This window comes from Methylobacterium sp. 190mf (assembly GCF_900107945.1).
In the GTDB taxonomy this organism is placed as follows: Bacteria; Pseudomonadota; Alphaproteobacteria; order Rhizobiales; family Beijerinckiaceae; genus Methylobacterium.
Window position 1 is genome coordinate 16,058 of sequence record NZ_FNVI01000037.1, and the last position, 14,655, is coordinate 30,712.

General features: G+C 71.8%; 12 protein-coding genes. 8 read left to right on the forward strand and 4 right to left on the reverse strand.

Translation table 11 applies throughout. The annotated features are described in order from the left end of the window. The first annotated feature begins 4 nt into the window (after positions 1-4). The 4 genes from C4T42_RS28405 (at position 5) to C4T42_RS28420 (ending at position 4,134) form a co-directional block, all read left to right on the forward strand. The gene (locus C4T42_RS28405; RefSeq protein WP_020096018.1) at positions 5-925 is read left to right on the forward strand and encodes a DMT family transporter; all 921 of its coding nucleotides are present in this window, start codon (positions 5-7) and stop codon (positions 923-925) included. Between the two features lie 12 nt (positions 926-937). Next, positions 938-2,335, forward strand: a complete 1,398-nt coding sequence (locus C4T42_RS28410) for a TAXI family TRAP transporter solute-binding subunit (protein ID WP_043713328.1) — start codon at positions 938-940, stop codon at positions 2,333-2,335. Position 2,336: 1 nt separating this feature from the next. Then, complete coding sequence (locus C4T42_RS28415) at positions 2,337-3,782, forward strand: CHASE3 domain-containing protein (protein ID WP_026605372.1); 1,446 nt, start codon at positions 2,337-2,339, stop codon at positions 3,780-3,782. 112 nt (positions 3,783-3,894) lie between these two features. Then, a complete protein-coding gene (locus tag C4T42_RS28420; RefSeq protein ID WP_020096021.1) occupies positions 3,895-4,134 on the forward strand; it encodes a hypothetical protein in 240 nt (79 codons plus the stop codon). A gap of 83 nt (positions 4,135-4,217) precedes the next feature. Here C4T42_RS28420 and C4T42_RS28425 read toward each other — a convergent pair whose 3' ends face one another. The 4 genes from C4T42_RS28425 to C4T42_RS28440 all read right to left on the reverse strand — a co-directional run bounded on the left by C4T42_RS28425 (position 4,218) and on the right by C4T42_RS28440 (position 10,222). Further along, positions 4,218-5,159: a hydroxyacid dehydrogenase gene (locus C4T42_RS28425; protein WP_103986314.1), complete on the reverse strand. Its 942-nt coding sequence runs from the start codon at positions 5,157-5,159 to the stop codon at positions 4,218-4,220. Between the two features lie 88 nt (positions 5,160-5,247). Further along, a complete protein-coding gene (locus tag C4T42_RS28430; RefSeq protein WP_244603301.1) occupies positions 5,248-7,731 on the reverse strand; it encodes an EAL domain-containing protein in 2,484 nt (827 codons plus the stop codon). Then, positions 7,721-9,190 (reverse strand): cytochrome P450, encoded by a 1,470-nt coding sequence (locus C4T42_RS28435; protein WP_103986316.1) that lies wholly within the window; start codon positions 9,188-9,190, stop codon positions 7,721-7,723. The genes C4T42_RS28430 and C4T42_RS28435 overlap by 11 nt, the downstream gene beginning before the upstream one ends. 168 nt (positions 9,191-9,358) lie before the next feature. Then, positions 9,359-10,222 (reverse strand): serine protease, encoded by an 864-nt coding sequence (locus tag C4T42_RS28440; protein ID WP_020096026.1) that lies wholly within the window; start codon positions 10,220-10,222, stop codon positions 9,359-9,361. Between the two features lie 381 nt (positions 10,223-10,603). Between C4T42_RS28440 and C4T42_RS28445 the strand changes: the two genes are divergently transcribed. The 4 genes from C4T42_RS28445 to C4T42_RS28460 all read left to right on the forward strand — a co-directional run bounded on the left by C4T42_RS28445 (position 10,604) and on the right by C4T42_RS28460 (position 14,653). Beyond that, positions 10,604-12,487: a methanol/ethanol family PQQ-dependent dehydrogenase gene (locus C4T42_RS28445; RefSeq protein WP_026605374.1), complete on the forward strand. Its 1,884-nt coding sequence runs from the start codon at positions 10,604-10,606 to the stop codon at positions 12,485-12,487. A 159-nt stretch (positions 12,488-12,646) separates the two neighbouring features. Continuing rightward, positions 12,647-13,555: a methanol oxidation system protein MoxJ gene (gene moxJ / locus C4T42_RS28450; protein ID WP_024828912.1), complete on the forward strand. Its 909-nt coding sequence runs from the start codon at positions 12,647-12,649 to the stop codon at positions 13,553-13,555. A gap of 133 nt (positions 13,556-13,688) precedes the next feature. Further along, positions 13,689-14,276, forward strand: coding sequence for a cytochrome c(L), periplasmic (moxG, locus tag C4T42_RS28455; protein WP_012321129.1), 588 nt, complete (start codon positions 13,689-13,691; stop codon positions 14,274-14,276). A gap of 86 nt (positions 14,277-14,362) precedes the next feature. Next, complete coding sequence (locus C4T42_RS28460; protein ID WP_012321128.1) at positions 14,363-14,653, forward strand: methanol dehydrogenase [cytochrome c] subunit; 291 nt, start codon at positions 14,363-14,365, stop codon at positions 14,651-14,653. Positions 14,654-14,655: the final 2 nt, after the last annotated feature.

Consider the following 14,655-nt stretch of genomic DNA (forward strand, 5'->3'; position numbering starts at 1 on the left):
GCGCGTGACGGCTGCCCTCCTCTATCCCTTCATCCTGGTGGCGGGCGCGCTGCAGGCGATCGGCAATGCCATGAACGCGCAGCTGCGCGGCCGCATGGTCAATCCGTGGCTCGCCGCGACGGTGTCGTTCCTGCCGATCGTCTTCGTGTTCACGACCCTGTTCCTCACGATGCCGACGCCGCTGCCGAGCCTCGACTCCCTGGGCAAGATGCCCTGGTACGCGCCCCTCGGAGGCTTGGCCGGCGCGGTCGCGGTGTTCGGCGGCCTCGCCTTCATCGACAAGGTCGGCGCCGGGCCGTTCAACGGCCTGACGCTCACCGCCAACATCCTCACCTCCCTGGCGATGGACGCGCTCGGCCTGTTCGGCCTGCAGGCGGCGGGCTTCAAGCCGATGCCCTGGCTCGGCGGCCTGCTGATGGCGGTGGGCGTCACCTTCATCGCGCGCTCGGGCGGCAAGAGCGACGGCGGCGGCTCGGGGGTCGGCGGCAAGCTGCTCTACCCGTTCATCCTCGTGGCCGGCGCCCTGATGGCGATCGGCGTGGTGTGGAACGCGCAGCTCCGCGGCGCCCTGGAGAATCCCTGGCTCGCCGCGACGGTGTCGTTCGTGCCGGTCGTGTTCGTGTTCGCGCTGATGTTCCTGCTGCGGCCGTCGCCGCTGCCGACCCGCGACGACGTCGCGGGCGTCCGCTGGTGGATGCCCCTCGCCGGCCTCACCGGGGCGGTCGCGGTCTTCGCCGGACTGCTCTTCGTCGACAAGGTCGGGGCCGGCGCCTTCAACGGCCTGCTCATCACCGCCAACCTCCTGACCTCGGTGGCGCTCGATCATTTCGGCTGGTTCGGCATGAAGCGGGTCAAGGCCGGCCCGCCGCGCCTGATCGGCGCCGCCCTGATGGTCGGCGGCATCGTGCTGATCTCGCTGTTCTGAGTGGCCGGGGCGATGTGGACCCTCCCCGCCTGGATCCTGCGCCGGGAGACCCTGCTCCTGGCCGGGGCCGCCCTCCTGGGCGCGGGCGGGGTCGCGGCGTGGTACCTGCTCCAGGCGACGGTGCTCACCATCGCGGTCGCTCCCCGGGACGGGACCGAGCCCGGCCTGATCAAGGCCTACGCAGACGCGCTCGAGGCCGCGCACGAGAATGTCCGGCTGAAGATCCTGTCCTTCGACGACGTGCGCGAGAGCGCCGCCGCCCTGCAGGACGGGCGCGCCGACCTCGCGGTGGTCCGCCCCGACGTGCTCCTGCCGACGAACGGCCTGACCCTGGCGATCCTGCGCGACCAGGCGATGGTCATCGCCTCGCCCGAGCAGGCCGGGATCACCAGCTTCCCGAAGCTCGCCGGCAAGCGGCTCGGCATCGCGGCGCACCGGGACGCCGATCTCTGGCTGCTCCGGAACCTCCTCGGCTATTACGGGCTCACCCTGGAGGAGGCCGCCGGCCCGGCCCGGGACTCGACGGTCCTGCTGGTCCCGGTCGACCAGGAGGCGGTGGCCGGCGCCTTCCGCGAGAGGCGGATCGACGCCTTCGTCAGCATCATCGCGCCCTCGGCGCCGAAGGCGCTGGCCCTGGTCTCGGCCGTGCAGGGCGTCGCCCGCGGCGGCAAGGTGGCGTTCGTCGCCGTGGAGGATGACGGCGCGGTGATCGAGCGCTTCCCGCGGCTCCAGGCGGTCACCGTCCCGGGCGGCCTGTTCGGCGGCCGCCCGAAGCTGCCGGCCGACGACGTGAAGACGGTGGGCGCCTCGTACCGGCTGATGGCCCGGGCTTCCTTAAGCCGCGTCGTGGCGGCCGACGTGACCCAGCAGCTCTTCGAGAAGCGCGGCGCCGCCGCCCTGGCGACGGACGCCGCCGAGTACGTCCAGGCCCCGGCCTACGACACGACCGTGGCGGCCACCAGCGCCCGCATCCCGATCCATCCGGGGGCGATCGACTATTACGAGCGCGACCAGCACGGCTTCATCGAGCGCTACGGCGACACGCTCTACCTCCTCGGCGCGCTGGTGGGCGGCCTCGTCTCGGTGCTGGCCTGGATCCGGCAGCGCCTCGCCAGCCTGCGCCGCGAGCGCATCGACGAGCTCCTGGACCGGCTCCTGGAGATCGCCGGGCAGGCCCGGGCGCTGCGCGACCCGGCGGCGATCGAGGCGCTCACCGTCGAGGTCGACGCGCTGGCCATGGACGTCGTCCGCTACGCCCGCGAGCGGGAGCCGGACACCCGCACCATGTCGGCGGCGTCCGTCGCGATCGACACGGCGCGGGCGACCATCGCGGATTGCCGGGCGCGGGCGGCCGAGGACGGGGGGCGGACCGGGCGGCCCGTCCGGCTGCACGGCGCGGGCGGGGCCTGACATGTCCGTCCCAGCGCCCGCGCCCGCCACCGTGCCCGCCACCGCAACAGAATCGGACCGGAGCGACGCCGCGCCGGACGCCGCCTCGGTCAGGGCGCGTGTCGGCGCGCGCGTGGGCGCGCGGGTGCAGCGATCCCTGCGCTCGCGCACCGTGACCTGGATGACGGTGGGGTTCGCCACGATCCTGGTGATGACCGCCATCGCGCTCGGCGCCTTCGTGTACCAGCAGCGCGGCGTCGACGCCGTGCGCCACACCGTGGCGGTGGACGGGCGCCTCGCCCGGGTCCTGTCGGCGGTGCAGGACGCCGAGACCGGCCAGCGCGGCTACCTGCTCACCGGCGACGAGGCCTTCCTGCTGCCCTTCACCGAGGGGCGGCTGAACGTCGACCAGCAGCTCGATCTCCTGCGCGACCTCGTCCAGGACGATCCCGACCAGCGGGGCGACCTCGACACCCTGGCCGGGCTGATCCGCCGGAAGCTCGACGAGCTCGGCGCCAGCGTCGCCCTCATGCGCGCCGGCGACGGCGCGGCGGCCCGCGCCTCCGTGGCGGACGGGCGCGGCAAGCAGGTGATGGACGCGATCCGCGACCGGGTGCGCCGCATGGAGGCGCACGAGGCGCGGCGGATGGAGCGGCGGCAGGCGACGGTGTCGCGGATCGCCCTGGCCATCTGGGTCATGGTCGGGGCCCTGGCGGTGCTGTTCGTGCTGTTCGCCGTGTCGGCCCTGCGGGAGGCGACCCGGCGCAACCGGCTGTCGCGGTTCCTGCCGCAGGAGCTGGTCCTGCGGCTCGCCGACGGCGACGGGAGCCTGAAGGCCGGCCGCCGCCAGCAGGCCGCCATCGTGTTCGTCGACATGCGCGGCTCGACCACCCTGGCCGAGAGCCTGGATCCGCACCGGCTCTCCGAGTTCCTGTCCGCCTTCCGGCGGCGGGTGACGCGCCTCGCCCGCCTGCGGGGCGGCGTGGTCGACAAGTTCATCGGCGACGGCGCCCTGGTGGTGTTCGGTCTGCCCGAGCCCCGGCCCGACGACGCGGCCCGCGCCCTCGCCTTCGCGCAGGACCTCGTCGCGGTGATCGCCCGCTGGACCGACAGGGCCGCACCCGCGCAGGCCGTGCGCATCGGTGTCGGCGTCCATTACGGCGAGGTGTTCTGCGGGATCATCGGCGAGGAGGCGCGCTACGAGTTCACCGTGCTGGGCGACGCCGTCAACGTCGCCGCCCGCCTCGAGCAGGCGACCAAGCTCCACGGCGTCCCGATCCTGGTCTCGGAGGCCGCGCGGCGGGCCGCGGGGGCGCCGGCCGAGGCGTGGCGCGAAGTCAGTCGCGAGCCCCTGCGGGGGCGCCGCGAGCGCATGGCCTACCACACGCCCGCCGCCCCGGGAGCGGGCGGCCCCGGCCCCCGCCGGGAAGAAGATATCGCGTTTCCGGCGGTCGAACCGGCCCTCTGAGAAGAACCTGCCTGTCGTGGGGATCGAATGGAGAACAAGCATCTCCGTGCGCAGCGAAATTCGAAAGACGTGTCCATTGCGAACGGACCTGCCGAGCGCGACATTCGGCACCATGCGCAGCGCCTCTGAAAACCAGTCGCCGGCCTTCGATCCGTTCGGCGAGCCCGTCGCCGACGGCGTCGCCGGCGCCTGCCCGGCCACCTCGACCGGCGACCGCACGGCGCGGCGCGTCGGCGGTGCGGTGTTCTGGACGCTGGCGCTCGCGATCCTGGCCGGCCGCGTCTACGCCTACGATCTCCCGGCCGTGCAGGCCGTCGCCTCGCACGCTGCCCAGGTGCTCGCCCTGCGCTGAGCCTCCCGGTCGAGACCGTCGAAGGCGACCCGCGCGGCGCGCAGGTTGCCGTCGATGTGCAGCCGCGCGCGGGCCCTCCCGGTTCAGTCCCTCGTGAGGTGGCGGCGGACGGCCTGGGCCGTGACGGCGGAGACGCGCACGTTCGACTCCTGCGTCACCCCGGCGATGTGCGGCGTGAGGACCAGGTTCGGCACGTCGGCGAAGACGGCGCCCGCCGCCGCGTCGAGGGGTTCGCGGTCGAACACGTCCAGCGCCGCGCCGCCGAGATGGCTGGACCGTAGGGCTTGCGCCACGGCGGCCTCGTCCACCACCCCGCCCCGGGCCGCGTTGATCAGGATCGCGCCCTTCGGCATCCGCGCCAGCACCGCCGCGTCGATCAGTCCGCGGGTCTGATCGGTGAGCGGCACGTGCAGCGAGAGCACGTCGCTCTGCGCGATCAGCGCGTCGAGCGCCTGGCTCTGCACGGGGCCGTAGGCCGGGTTCCAGGCAGGGTCGCCCGCGGCCACGAAGGGGTCGTGGGCGGCGACCGTCATGCCGAGGGCCGCCGCCCTCCGGGCAGTCTCGCGGGCGATCGACCCGAAGCCGACGAGGCCGAGGCGCTTGCCGGCGATCTCGCGGCCCATCAGGGCGTTGCGCGGCCACGTCCCGGCCGCCACGCGGGCCGTGGCCCCGTAGGCGCCGCGCAGGAGCAGCAGCGCGGTGGCGACCACGTACTCGGCGACCGCGCCGTCGTTGGCGCCGGTGGCCGGGTAGACCGCGATGCCCCGGTCCCGGCAGGCTGGGACGTCGATGTTGTCGAGGCCGACGCCGAGGCGGCCCACCACCTTGAGGTCGCGGGCGGCGTCGAGCAGGGGGCCGCGGACCTGGGTCCGGTTGCGCACGATCAGGGCGTCGGCCCGGGCCACGGCGGCGGCGAGGTCCCCGGGCCGGTCGACGAGGCCAGGATCGTACTGCACGTCGAGGCCGGCGAGCTCGGCCGCGATCGCGGCCTCGTCCATGAACTCGCTGATGACGACCTTGGGCATGGCGCGCCTGTGTCCCGGTTCCGCGTGATCGTCTCCCGCTAGAGCCGTTCCGGCCCGCGTGGCAACCCGGATCCGGGCTCGCCCGCCCTCAGGCGACCGCGCGGACCGCCCGCTCGGTCGGGAGCGCCCGCCGGGGCAGGCTCTCGATCAGGCCGGGGATCTCCTCGGGCGGCCGGGCCGGGCTGTACAGGAAGCCCTGCGCGCTGTTGCAGCGCCGCAGCCGGAGCAGCTCGGCCTGCTGCTCGGTCTCGACGCCCTCCACGGTGACGTCGATGCGCAGGTCGCGGGCGATGACCATGATCGCCTCGATCACCGTCAGGCATTCGGGGCGGCTGCTCAGGTCGCGCACGAAGGCGCGGTCGATCTTGATCTTGTCGACCGGGAACTGCGTCAGGTAGCTCAGCGAGGAGTAGCCCGTCCCGAAATCGTCGAGGGCGATCCGCACGCCGAGCGCCCGCAGGGAGCGGAGATTGTCCAGCACGTGCGGCGTGTTGGCCAGGAAGATCGACTCGGTGATCTCGATCTCCAGGCGGTCCGCCGCGAGGCCGGTCTCGCCCAGCACCGCCGCGACGTCGGCGAAGAAGTCGGGCCGGCGGAAATGGACCGACGAGATGTTGACGGCGACGCGCAGGCGCACCGGCCAGGTCAGCGCCTCCGCGCAGGCCCGCCGCAGGGCCCAGCGCCCGATCGCGAGGATGAAGCCCGTTCCCTCGGCGATCGGGATCAGCTCGGCGGGCGAGACGGGGCCGAGACCGGGCCGGGTCCAGCGGAGCAGCGCCTCGCAGCCGACCACTTGGCCGTCCTGCAGGCTGACCAAAGGCTGGTAGTGCAGCGCCATCTCGCCGTCGGCGAGGGCCTGGCGCATCGCCTCGTCGAGTTCGTGCCGGCGCTGGACGCGCACGTCCAGGTCGCGGTCGAAGCCCCGCCAGCGCCCCTTGCCGCCCTGCTTGGCGCTGTAGAGCGCCAGATCCGCCTTCCGGAGCAGGTCCTCGGGCTCGGTCGCGTCCGCGGGGGCGCAGGCGATCCCGACGCTGACGCCGATCTCCGCCCGGACGCCGTCGATGAGGTAGGGCTCGCGCAGGGTCGCGATCGTGGCCTCGGCCAGGGCCTGCGCGGCCGCGCCGTCCCGGCCGCGCTGCAGGATCGCGAACTCGTCGCCCCCGAGACGGAACGCCTGCGCGTCGGCCGGGAGCAGGGCGCGCAGGCGATCGGCGACCTGCCCCAGCAGGGCGTCGCCCGCGGCGTGGCCGATGCTGTCGTTGACGGTCTTGAAGCCGTCGAGGTCGAGGTAGAGCAGGCTGACCGTCGTGTCCGGGGCCGGTTGCGCGTTCTGCGGCGCGTTCTGCGCGGCGGCCGCGCAGGCCTCGGACGCGACGTCGTGGAACATGACCCGGTTCGACAGGTCGGTCATCGGGTCCCGGGTGGCCAGATAGGCGATGTGCGCCTCCGCCCGGCGGGCCTCGGTCACGTCGGAGCCGACGCCCCGGAACCCCGCGAAGCGCCCCTTCTGGTCGAGGAACGGCTTGCCGCTCAGCCGGAGCCAGCGCCGGCCGGCCGGCGTGTCGACGGCGATCAGGTGCTGGTGGAAGGCGACGCCCCGCCGGAGACGGTCCACGAGGTCGGCGCTCTGGTCGGCCTCGGGGGGCGCCTCCGCCCGGCCGGCGAGCAGCGCCGGGAACGAGGCGTGCTGGAGCCTCTGCACCGGGCAGGCCAGCACGTCCGCCATCCGGGTGGAGACGTGCTGGAACCGTCCGGTCCCGTCCGTCTCCCACAGCCAGTCGCTGGCATTCGCCTCGAAGGCGTTGAGCAGCAGCCCGATCGTCTCGCTCTGGTCCTCGACCCGCACGCGGTCGAGGATGCGCTGGCGCGACAGGCGGCTCATGCGGCTCACGCTCGTCACCACGAAGATCGCGTAGACGGCGAGCAGGAAGCCGATGCTGAGCGCGACTGGCTCCCCGGACCGGGCCAGCCCGACGAAGCTGCCGACGATGACCGGGACCGCGAACAGGTACGAGACCGACAGGAGCGGGCCGACCACGTAGGCGTCCGAGATCAGGCCGGCCACGATGGCGACGACGAGCAGCCGCGCGTCGCCGCCGGAGGGGGCGAACAGCACGACCGGCAGGGTCGCCCAGGCGAGGCCCAGGGCGAAGGCGAGGCCGGCGGAGATCCGGCAGCCCCACCGGACGGTGTGCGCCGAGGCGGTGTCGCCGTGAGTGCGCCAGTAGAGCCAGGTCGCGTAGGTCGCCGCCGTGATCAGCACCGCGACCACGGCGAGCAGGCCGAGGAGGTAGGTGTGCGAGGCCGAACCCCAGAAGAAGTACGCGACGGCCAGCGCGATGATCAGGTGCGTCACCGCCGAGTAGGTGGCGAGCTTCAGCGTCTCGTCGAGGAGCCCCGCCCGCACCTGCAGGCGGTAGCGGCTCGGCAGCGCGTCGTCGGCGTCGGGACCGAAGAGGCGGGCGAGCAGCGATCCCGGCCGGCGGTCCGGCCAGGTCCCCCGCCGCGCGCCCGGCCCGGTCGCGCCCGCGGAGATCTCGGGCGACACCTCGGGCGACATCTCAGGCGGCATGGGCCGCCCCCTGCTCGGCCCCGTGCTCGGCCCCGTGCCCGTCCCCCTGCCCGGCCCCGTGGCGGGGCGCGACCCTCATGGTCAGGCCGCCCCTGGGCCGCAGGGTCACGCGGAACTGCGCCGCCGGCATCTCCGCCGTCACCGGCCGGAGGCGGAAGGCGGGCAGCAGCGTCGCCAGGACGACGAGGCACTCGGTCAGGGCGAGGCCCATGCCGATGCAGACCCGCGGGCCGGCGCCGAACGGCAGGTAGGCGTAGCGGTCGCGCGCGGCGGCCCGCTCCGGCGCGAAGCGGCCCGGGTCGAACGCCTCCGGACTTTCCCAGAGCAGCGCGTGCCGGTGCAGGGCGTAAACCGGCACGTGGACCGACTGCCCGGCCGGCACGACCGTGTCCCCGAGCCGGACCGGGGCCCGCGTCCGCCGCACGATCAGCGGGGCCGGCGGATAGAGGCGCATCACCTCGAGGAGCACCTGACGCGTGTAGGGGAGCCGGTCCACGGAACCGGGATCGGACTCCGGATCGGCGCCGAGGCACGCCATCTCGGCGACGACGCGCTCCTCCACCTCCGGGTGCTCGGCCAGGACCCGGAAGGTCCAGGCCAGCGCCAGGGCGGTGGTCTCGTGGCCGGCGGACACGAAGGTCAGCAGGTTGTCGACGAGGCTCGCCTCGGTGAGCGGCGCGCCGGTCTCCGGGTCCCGCGCCTGCAGCAGGAGGCCGAGGAGGTCGGAGCCGGGCTCGCCGCGGGCCCGGCGGCGCGCGATCGTGCGGGCGACCTCGCCGCGCAGGTAGCGCACCGCCTCCGCCCCGGCCCGGGACCCCGGATGCGGGATCCAGGCCGGCGCCCGCAGCATCTCCAGGGCGATCTTCCAGCTGGTCTGGCCGAGATAGGCGTCCATCGCGGCCCCGAAGGGCCCGACCTCCAGGTAGGGATCGCCCGACACCATCGTGGCGACGATGACGTCGAACGTCGTGCGCATCATCTCGCGCAGGATGTCCCGCTCGCTCCCGGCGGGATCGGCGTCGCGCCAGCGCGCCCGCGTCGCCGCGGCGGCCCGGGCCATGGCCGGCACGAAGCTCCGGACCCGGTCCGGGCGGAACATCGGGGTCGCGGTCCTGCGCTGACGCCGCCAGTGGTCCCCGTCCGCGGTGAGGACCCCCGCGCCGAGGGCCGGGGCCAGCGCCCGCAGCATGAAGGGTTCCCGCTCCAGCGCCTCGGCCTGGTCGACCATCAGGCTGCGGATGTGGCCGGGATCGCAGACGTAGGTGGTCCGCTGGCCGAGGAAGCGGGTGGTCACCAGGGGTTGTGTGTAGATCTGCCGGGGCCAGGCCTCGATCAGGCTGCCCAGCATCGTGACGAGCACGGATGGCAGCGCGACCGCCTCGGCCACGCCCTCTGCCACGGCCGCCGCGAACGGCGGCCGTCCCGGCGCGCAGACCCTGAACGTTCCGACAGCGGGCATACCGGCTCCCTCGCGGGACCAGATTCGAGGTTCAACGTTAAGTTTTGGCTTGCCGCCGCGGCGCCGTCGAGCGCTTCCCCCGGCGCCGGGGCGGAAAACGCCGCCTTGCTTACCGGGAGCTTACCGGATTCCCGGGGAGGCGCCGCGGACACCCGGGGGCGGCCCGCCCTAGCGGTCCCGGGTCGCGCGGGCCTGAGCCTCGAGGGCCTCGTGGAGCCGGCCCTCGATCAGCAGGGCCGAGCCGTAGTGGAACTCGATGTCGAAGGCGTGGCGCTGGTTCATCGAGAGCGACGCGCTCTGCATCGCGATGAGATGGCCCTCCGCGTCGAACAGGCCCGAGCCCGATCCGCCGTAGCCGTCGTTGCAATCGTGGCGGGCGCGGCGGATCGCGCCCTCGCTCGGCGGATCGATCCGCCGGACGGCGCAGGATTCCCGGCTGCTCTGCCCCCGGTAGTTCTCGTGCCCGGCCGGTGAGACCATCGTCACCGGGAGCGTCAGGTCGCCGGTCGGAAGGGTGGGCGGGTCCGGGATCGGCTGCGGCCGCGCCTCGGCCGGCTCGGCGAGGCGCAGCAGCGCCCAGTCGTCGGTGATGTGCAGGCGCCGCGCCTCGGGCTCGACGCCGAGTTCCAGGATCTCGGGCACGAAGGCGTAGTTCCGACCTGCTATCTGAAAGTAGCAGTCGGCGACGTTTCGAGTAACCTCCAGTTGTCGATTGCGGAAATTGTGCGCGTTCATCAGCACGAGGGACCGGCTCCCGATCAGCCACGCGGCGGCGGCCTTCTGGGGAATCCCGTCCGGGCGCCGGCACCACAGGACGCCCGCGCCGGGAAAGCGCTCCAGGTCGGCCCCCGTCAGCTCGCGCCGCCCGTCCTGCTGGTAGAGCGCCGCGAGACGGCGTTCCCCGCCGGTCCCGGCCGCCAGGGCCGCAGGCGCCAAGGTCGCGGGTGCCAGGATCGCAGGCGCCAGGGCGAGAGCCGCCCAGCAGGCGGCCAGCGCCGGAGAGCGGGCCGCGCAGCCCGTGACATGACCCATGGCGTCCTCCCGGGACGGGTCGGCGGCCGGCTCCGGGCCCGCACGCCCGCGTATCGTTCCCACCTGTCTGGCCCACCTGTCTGGGATGGCGGCCGGCTCTCGGTCAAGGTCTCCGTGATCTTACCAGATCTCCGGTGTTCTTTTGCCAAATCATCCCGAAAAGAAATGTTTCGTTTTGCAAAGACACGCATTACAAGCCGTGCGAATAATCAAGTGGCGCACAACGATAATAAGTCTTTCATAAGCTCAGCGAATACTAGAAATAGCCCGGTTATCGCGACGCTGGAGGCGGGTTTGTCGGTGAAAGTCGTGTCGCCATCGAATCAACACCACGATGACTGCGAGGCCAAACGGCGTGGCAGTCCGGCGAGGAGACGCAGGATGATCAGGCTCCGGAATTCCGTCTCGGCATTGGCGATCATGGCGCTCGCGCCGGTCGCCATGGCGGGCGTGGCGCAGGCCAACGACAAGCTCGTCGAGAAATCGAAGAGCGACGAGAACTGGGTGATGCCCGGTAAGAACTACGACTCGAACAATTACAGCGACCTGACGCAGATCAACAAGAGCAACGTCAAGCAGCTCAAGCCGTCCTGGACGTTCTCCACCGGCCTGCTCAACGGCCACGAGGGCGCGCCGCTCGTCGTCGACGGCGTCATGTACATCCACACCTCGTTCCCCAACAACACCTTCGCCCTCGGCCTCGACGATCCGGGCAAGATCCTGTGGCAGGACAAGCCCAAGCAGAACCCGGCCGCGCGCTCGGTGGCCTGCTGCGATCTCGTGAACCGCGGCCTCGCCTACTGGCCCGGCGACGGCAAGACCCCGGCGCTGATCCTCAAGACCCAGCTCGACGGCAACGTCGCCGCCCTCAACGCCCAGACCGGCGAGACGGTGTGGAAGGTCGAGAACTCCGACATCAAGGTCGGCTCGACCCTCACGATCGCCCCCTACGTGGTGAAGGACAAGGTGATCATCGGCTCCTCGGGCGCCGAGCTCGGCGTGCGCGGCTACCTCACCGCCTACGACGTCAAGACCGGCGCGCAGGTCTGGCGCGCCTACGCCACCGGCCCGGACGAGGACCTGCTGCTCGCCAAGGACTTCAACATCCACAACGCCCATTACGGCCAGAAGGGCCTCGGCACCTCGACCTGGGAGGGCGACGCCTGGAAGATCGGCGGCGGCACCAACTGGGGCTGGTACGCCTACGATCCGGGCACCAACCTGATCTATTTCGGCACCGGCAACCCGGCGCCGTGGAACGAGACCATGCGTCCCGGCGACAACAAGTGGACGATGACGATCTTCGGCCGCGACGCCGACACCGGCGAGGCGAAGTTCGGCTACCAGAAGACGCCCCACGATGAGTGGGACTATGCCGGCGTCAACGTGATGATGCTGTCCGACCAGAAGGACAAGGACGGGAAGATGAGGAAGCTCCTCACCCACCCGGACCGCAACGGCATCGTCTACACCCTCGACCGGACGGACGGCACGTTGGTCTCGGCCAACAAGATCGACGACACCGTCAACGTGTTCAAGTCGGTGGACCTGAAGACCGGCACGCCGGTGCGCGATCCGGAATACGGCACCCGGATGGACCACCTCGCCAAGGACATCTGTCCCTCGGCGATGGGCTACCACAACCAGGGTCACGATTCCTACGATCCGAAGCGGCAAGCCTTCTACATGGGCATCAACCACATCTGCATGGATTGGGAGCCCTTCATGCTGCCCTACCGGGCGGGTCAGTTCTTCGTCGGTGCGACGCTGAACATGTATCCGGGCCCGAAGGGTGACCGGCAGAACTACGAGGGCCTCGGCCAGATCAAGAGCTACAACGCCATCACCGGCAAGTTCAACTGGGAGAAGATGGAGCGCTTCGCCGTCTGGGGCGGCACCACCGCGACCGCCGGCGACCTCGTCCTCTACGGGACGCTGGACGGCTTCATCAAGGCGCGCGACTCCGACAACGGCGACCTCCTCTGGAAGTTCAAGCTGCCGTCGGGCGCCATCGGCTACCCCATCACCTACACCCACAAGGGCACGCAGTACGTCGCCATCTACTACGGCGTCGGCGGCTGGCCGGGCGTGGGCCTGGTGTTCGACCTCGCCGACCCGACCGCCGGTCTCGGCGCGGTGGGCGCCTTCAAGAAGCTCGCCAACTACACCCAGATGGGCGGCGGCGTGATGGTGTTCTCGCTGGACGGCAAGGGCCCGTACGACGACCCGAACGTCGGCGAGTACGCGCAGCACGCCGCCAAGTAACGGCCGCCCGCACCCCGCCCGCATCCCGTCGGCCTCCGGCCGGCGGGGTTTCGGGATCGGATCCCGACGCGCGGGGGGCCCTCCGGCGCCCCGCCCGTCCCCGGACACGCCATCCGGACACGCCATCAAGAAACGCTTCGACAACAGGGATCAACGTCCATGCCGCGCCCGCGCGCCCGCATCCTGGCGGCCCGTCTCGCCGCCGTCCTGACGCTCGCCGCCCTGGCCGCCGGGCCGGTGGCGGCCCAGGAATCCGAGGCCCAGGCCATCCAGTCGGAGCCCGGCAAGGCCCCGCCCGCGCCGCCGGCCGACCCCGCGACCCTGCGGATCTGCGCCTCCGAGAAGCAGCCGCCGCTCTCGATGAAGGACGGCTCGGGGCTCGAGAACCGCGTCGCCGTCGCCGTCGCCGAGGCGATGGGGAAGAAGCCCGTCTTCGTCTGGCTCCCGAAGCCCGCGATCTACCTCGTCCGCGACGGCCTGGAGAAGCGGACCTGCGACGTGGTCGTCGGGCTCGACAGCGACGATCCGCGGGTGCTGACCACCCGGCCGTACTACCGGAGCGGCTACGTCTTCATCACCCGCGCCGACAAGGATCTCGACGTGAAGTCCTGGTCGGACCCGCGGCTCAAGACCCTCGACCACATGGTGGTGCCGTTCGGCTCCCCCGGCGAGGCGATGCTCAAGGATATCGGCCGCTACGAGGAGGACATGGCCTACCTCTACTCGCTGGTGAACTTCCGCTCGCCGCGCAACCAGTACACCCAGATCGACCCGGCCCGCATCGTCAGCGAGGTCGCCACCGACAAGGCCGATGTCGGCGTCGCCTTCGGCCCGGACGTGGCCCGCTACGTCAAGGAGTCCCCGACGCCCCTGCGCATGACGCTGGTCCCGGCCGATACGGTCGGCAGCGACGGCCGCAAGGTCCCGCAGGTCTTCGACCAGTCGATGGGCGTGCGCAAGGACGACGAGGCCCTGCGCAAGGCGCTCGACGCCGGGATCGAGAAGGCCCGGCCGGCGATCGCGGCGATCCTCAAGCAGGACGGGGTGCCGGTCGTCGCCTCGAACTGAGCTGCGCCCGCCCCGCCTCCGCCCGGCCCGGCGCGACCGGGCCGCCGACCGAGACACCGCGCCAGACACCGCCCCAGACATCGACCAGACGTCGCTCGCGACGTCGATCAGGACATCAGGACCCGCTCAACAGATGCTCATCGTACGTTCGGCCCGCGTCGCCCTTCTCACCCTCGCCGCGGCGATGCCCGTCGCGGCCCGCGCGCAGCCCCAGTCCGGCCCGCAGACCGGGATCGTCTTCCGCAACACCATCACCGGCGAGGCGATGGACACGGCCGAGGGCAAGCCGGGCGGGCGGGACACGCAGGCGGTCAAGACCTTCTTCCAGACCGGCAAGAATCTCTACATCGACGACAAGTCCTGCCTGCGCAACGGCGAGAGCCTGTTCCTGACCTCGTGCTCCGGCTGCCACGGCCATCTCGGCGAGGGCAAGGTCGGGCCCGGCCTCAACGACGATTACTGGACCTACCCGGCGAACACGACCGATGTCGGCCTGTTCTCGACCCTCTGGGGCGGCGCCAACGGCATGATGGGCCCGCACAACGAGGATCTCAATCCCGACGAGATGCTGCAGGTCATCGCCTGGATCCGTCATCTCTACACGGGTCCGGTGAAGGATGCCGAGTGGCTCACCGACGAGCAGAAGAAGACTTACAAGCCCTTCAAGGAGGGCGAGACCTTTGCCAAGGACGTGCCCGGCCAGTGCAAGCCGCTGGACTAGCCGCTCTCGGCAAGTCGCGCCCCGCGGGAGACGGGGCGAACCCACGGCCCGACCGGCCGCCCGAGGAAGAGACGGAGGAATCTACGATGCGCACAGTGATCACGGCGGCGATGCTGATCGCGGGGGCGGCCTTCGCGGTGCCGGCGCTGGCCTATGACGGGCAGACCTGCAAGGCGCCCGGCAATTGCTGGCAGCCGAAGCCCGGCTTCCCCGAGAAGGTCGCCGGGACCAAGTACGATCCCAAGCACGACCCGAAGGAGGTCAGCAAGCAGGCCGAATCCATCAAGCAGATGGAGGAGCGCAACAGGAAGCGGATCGAGAACGCCAAGAAGACCGGCAAGTTCGAGTACGACGTCGCCAAGATCTCGTCGAACTGATC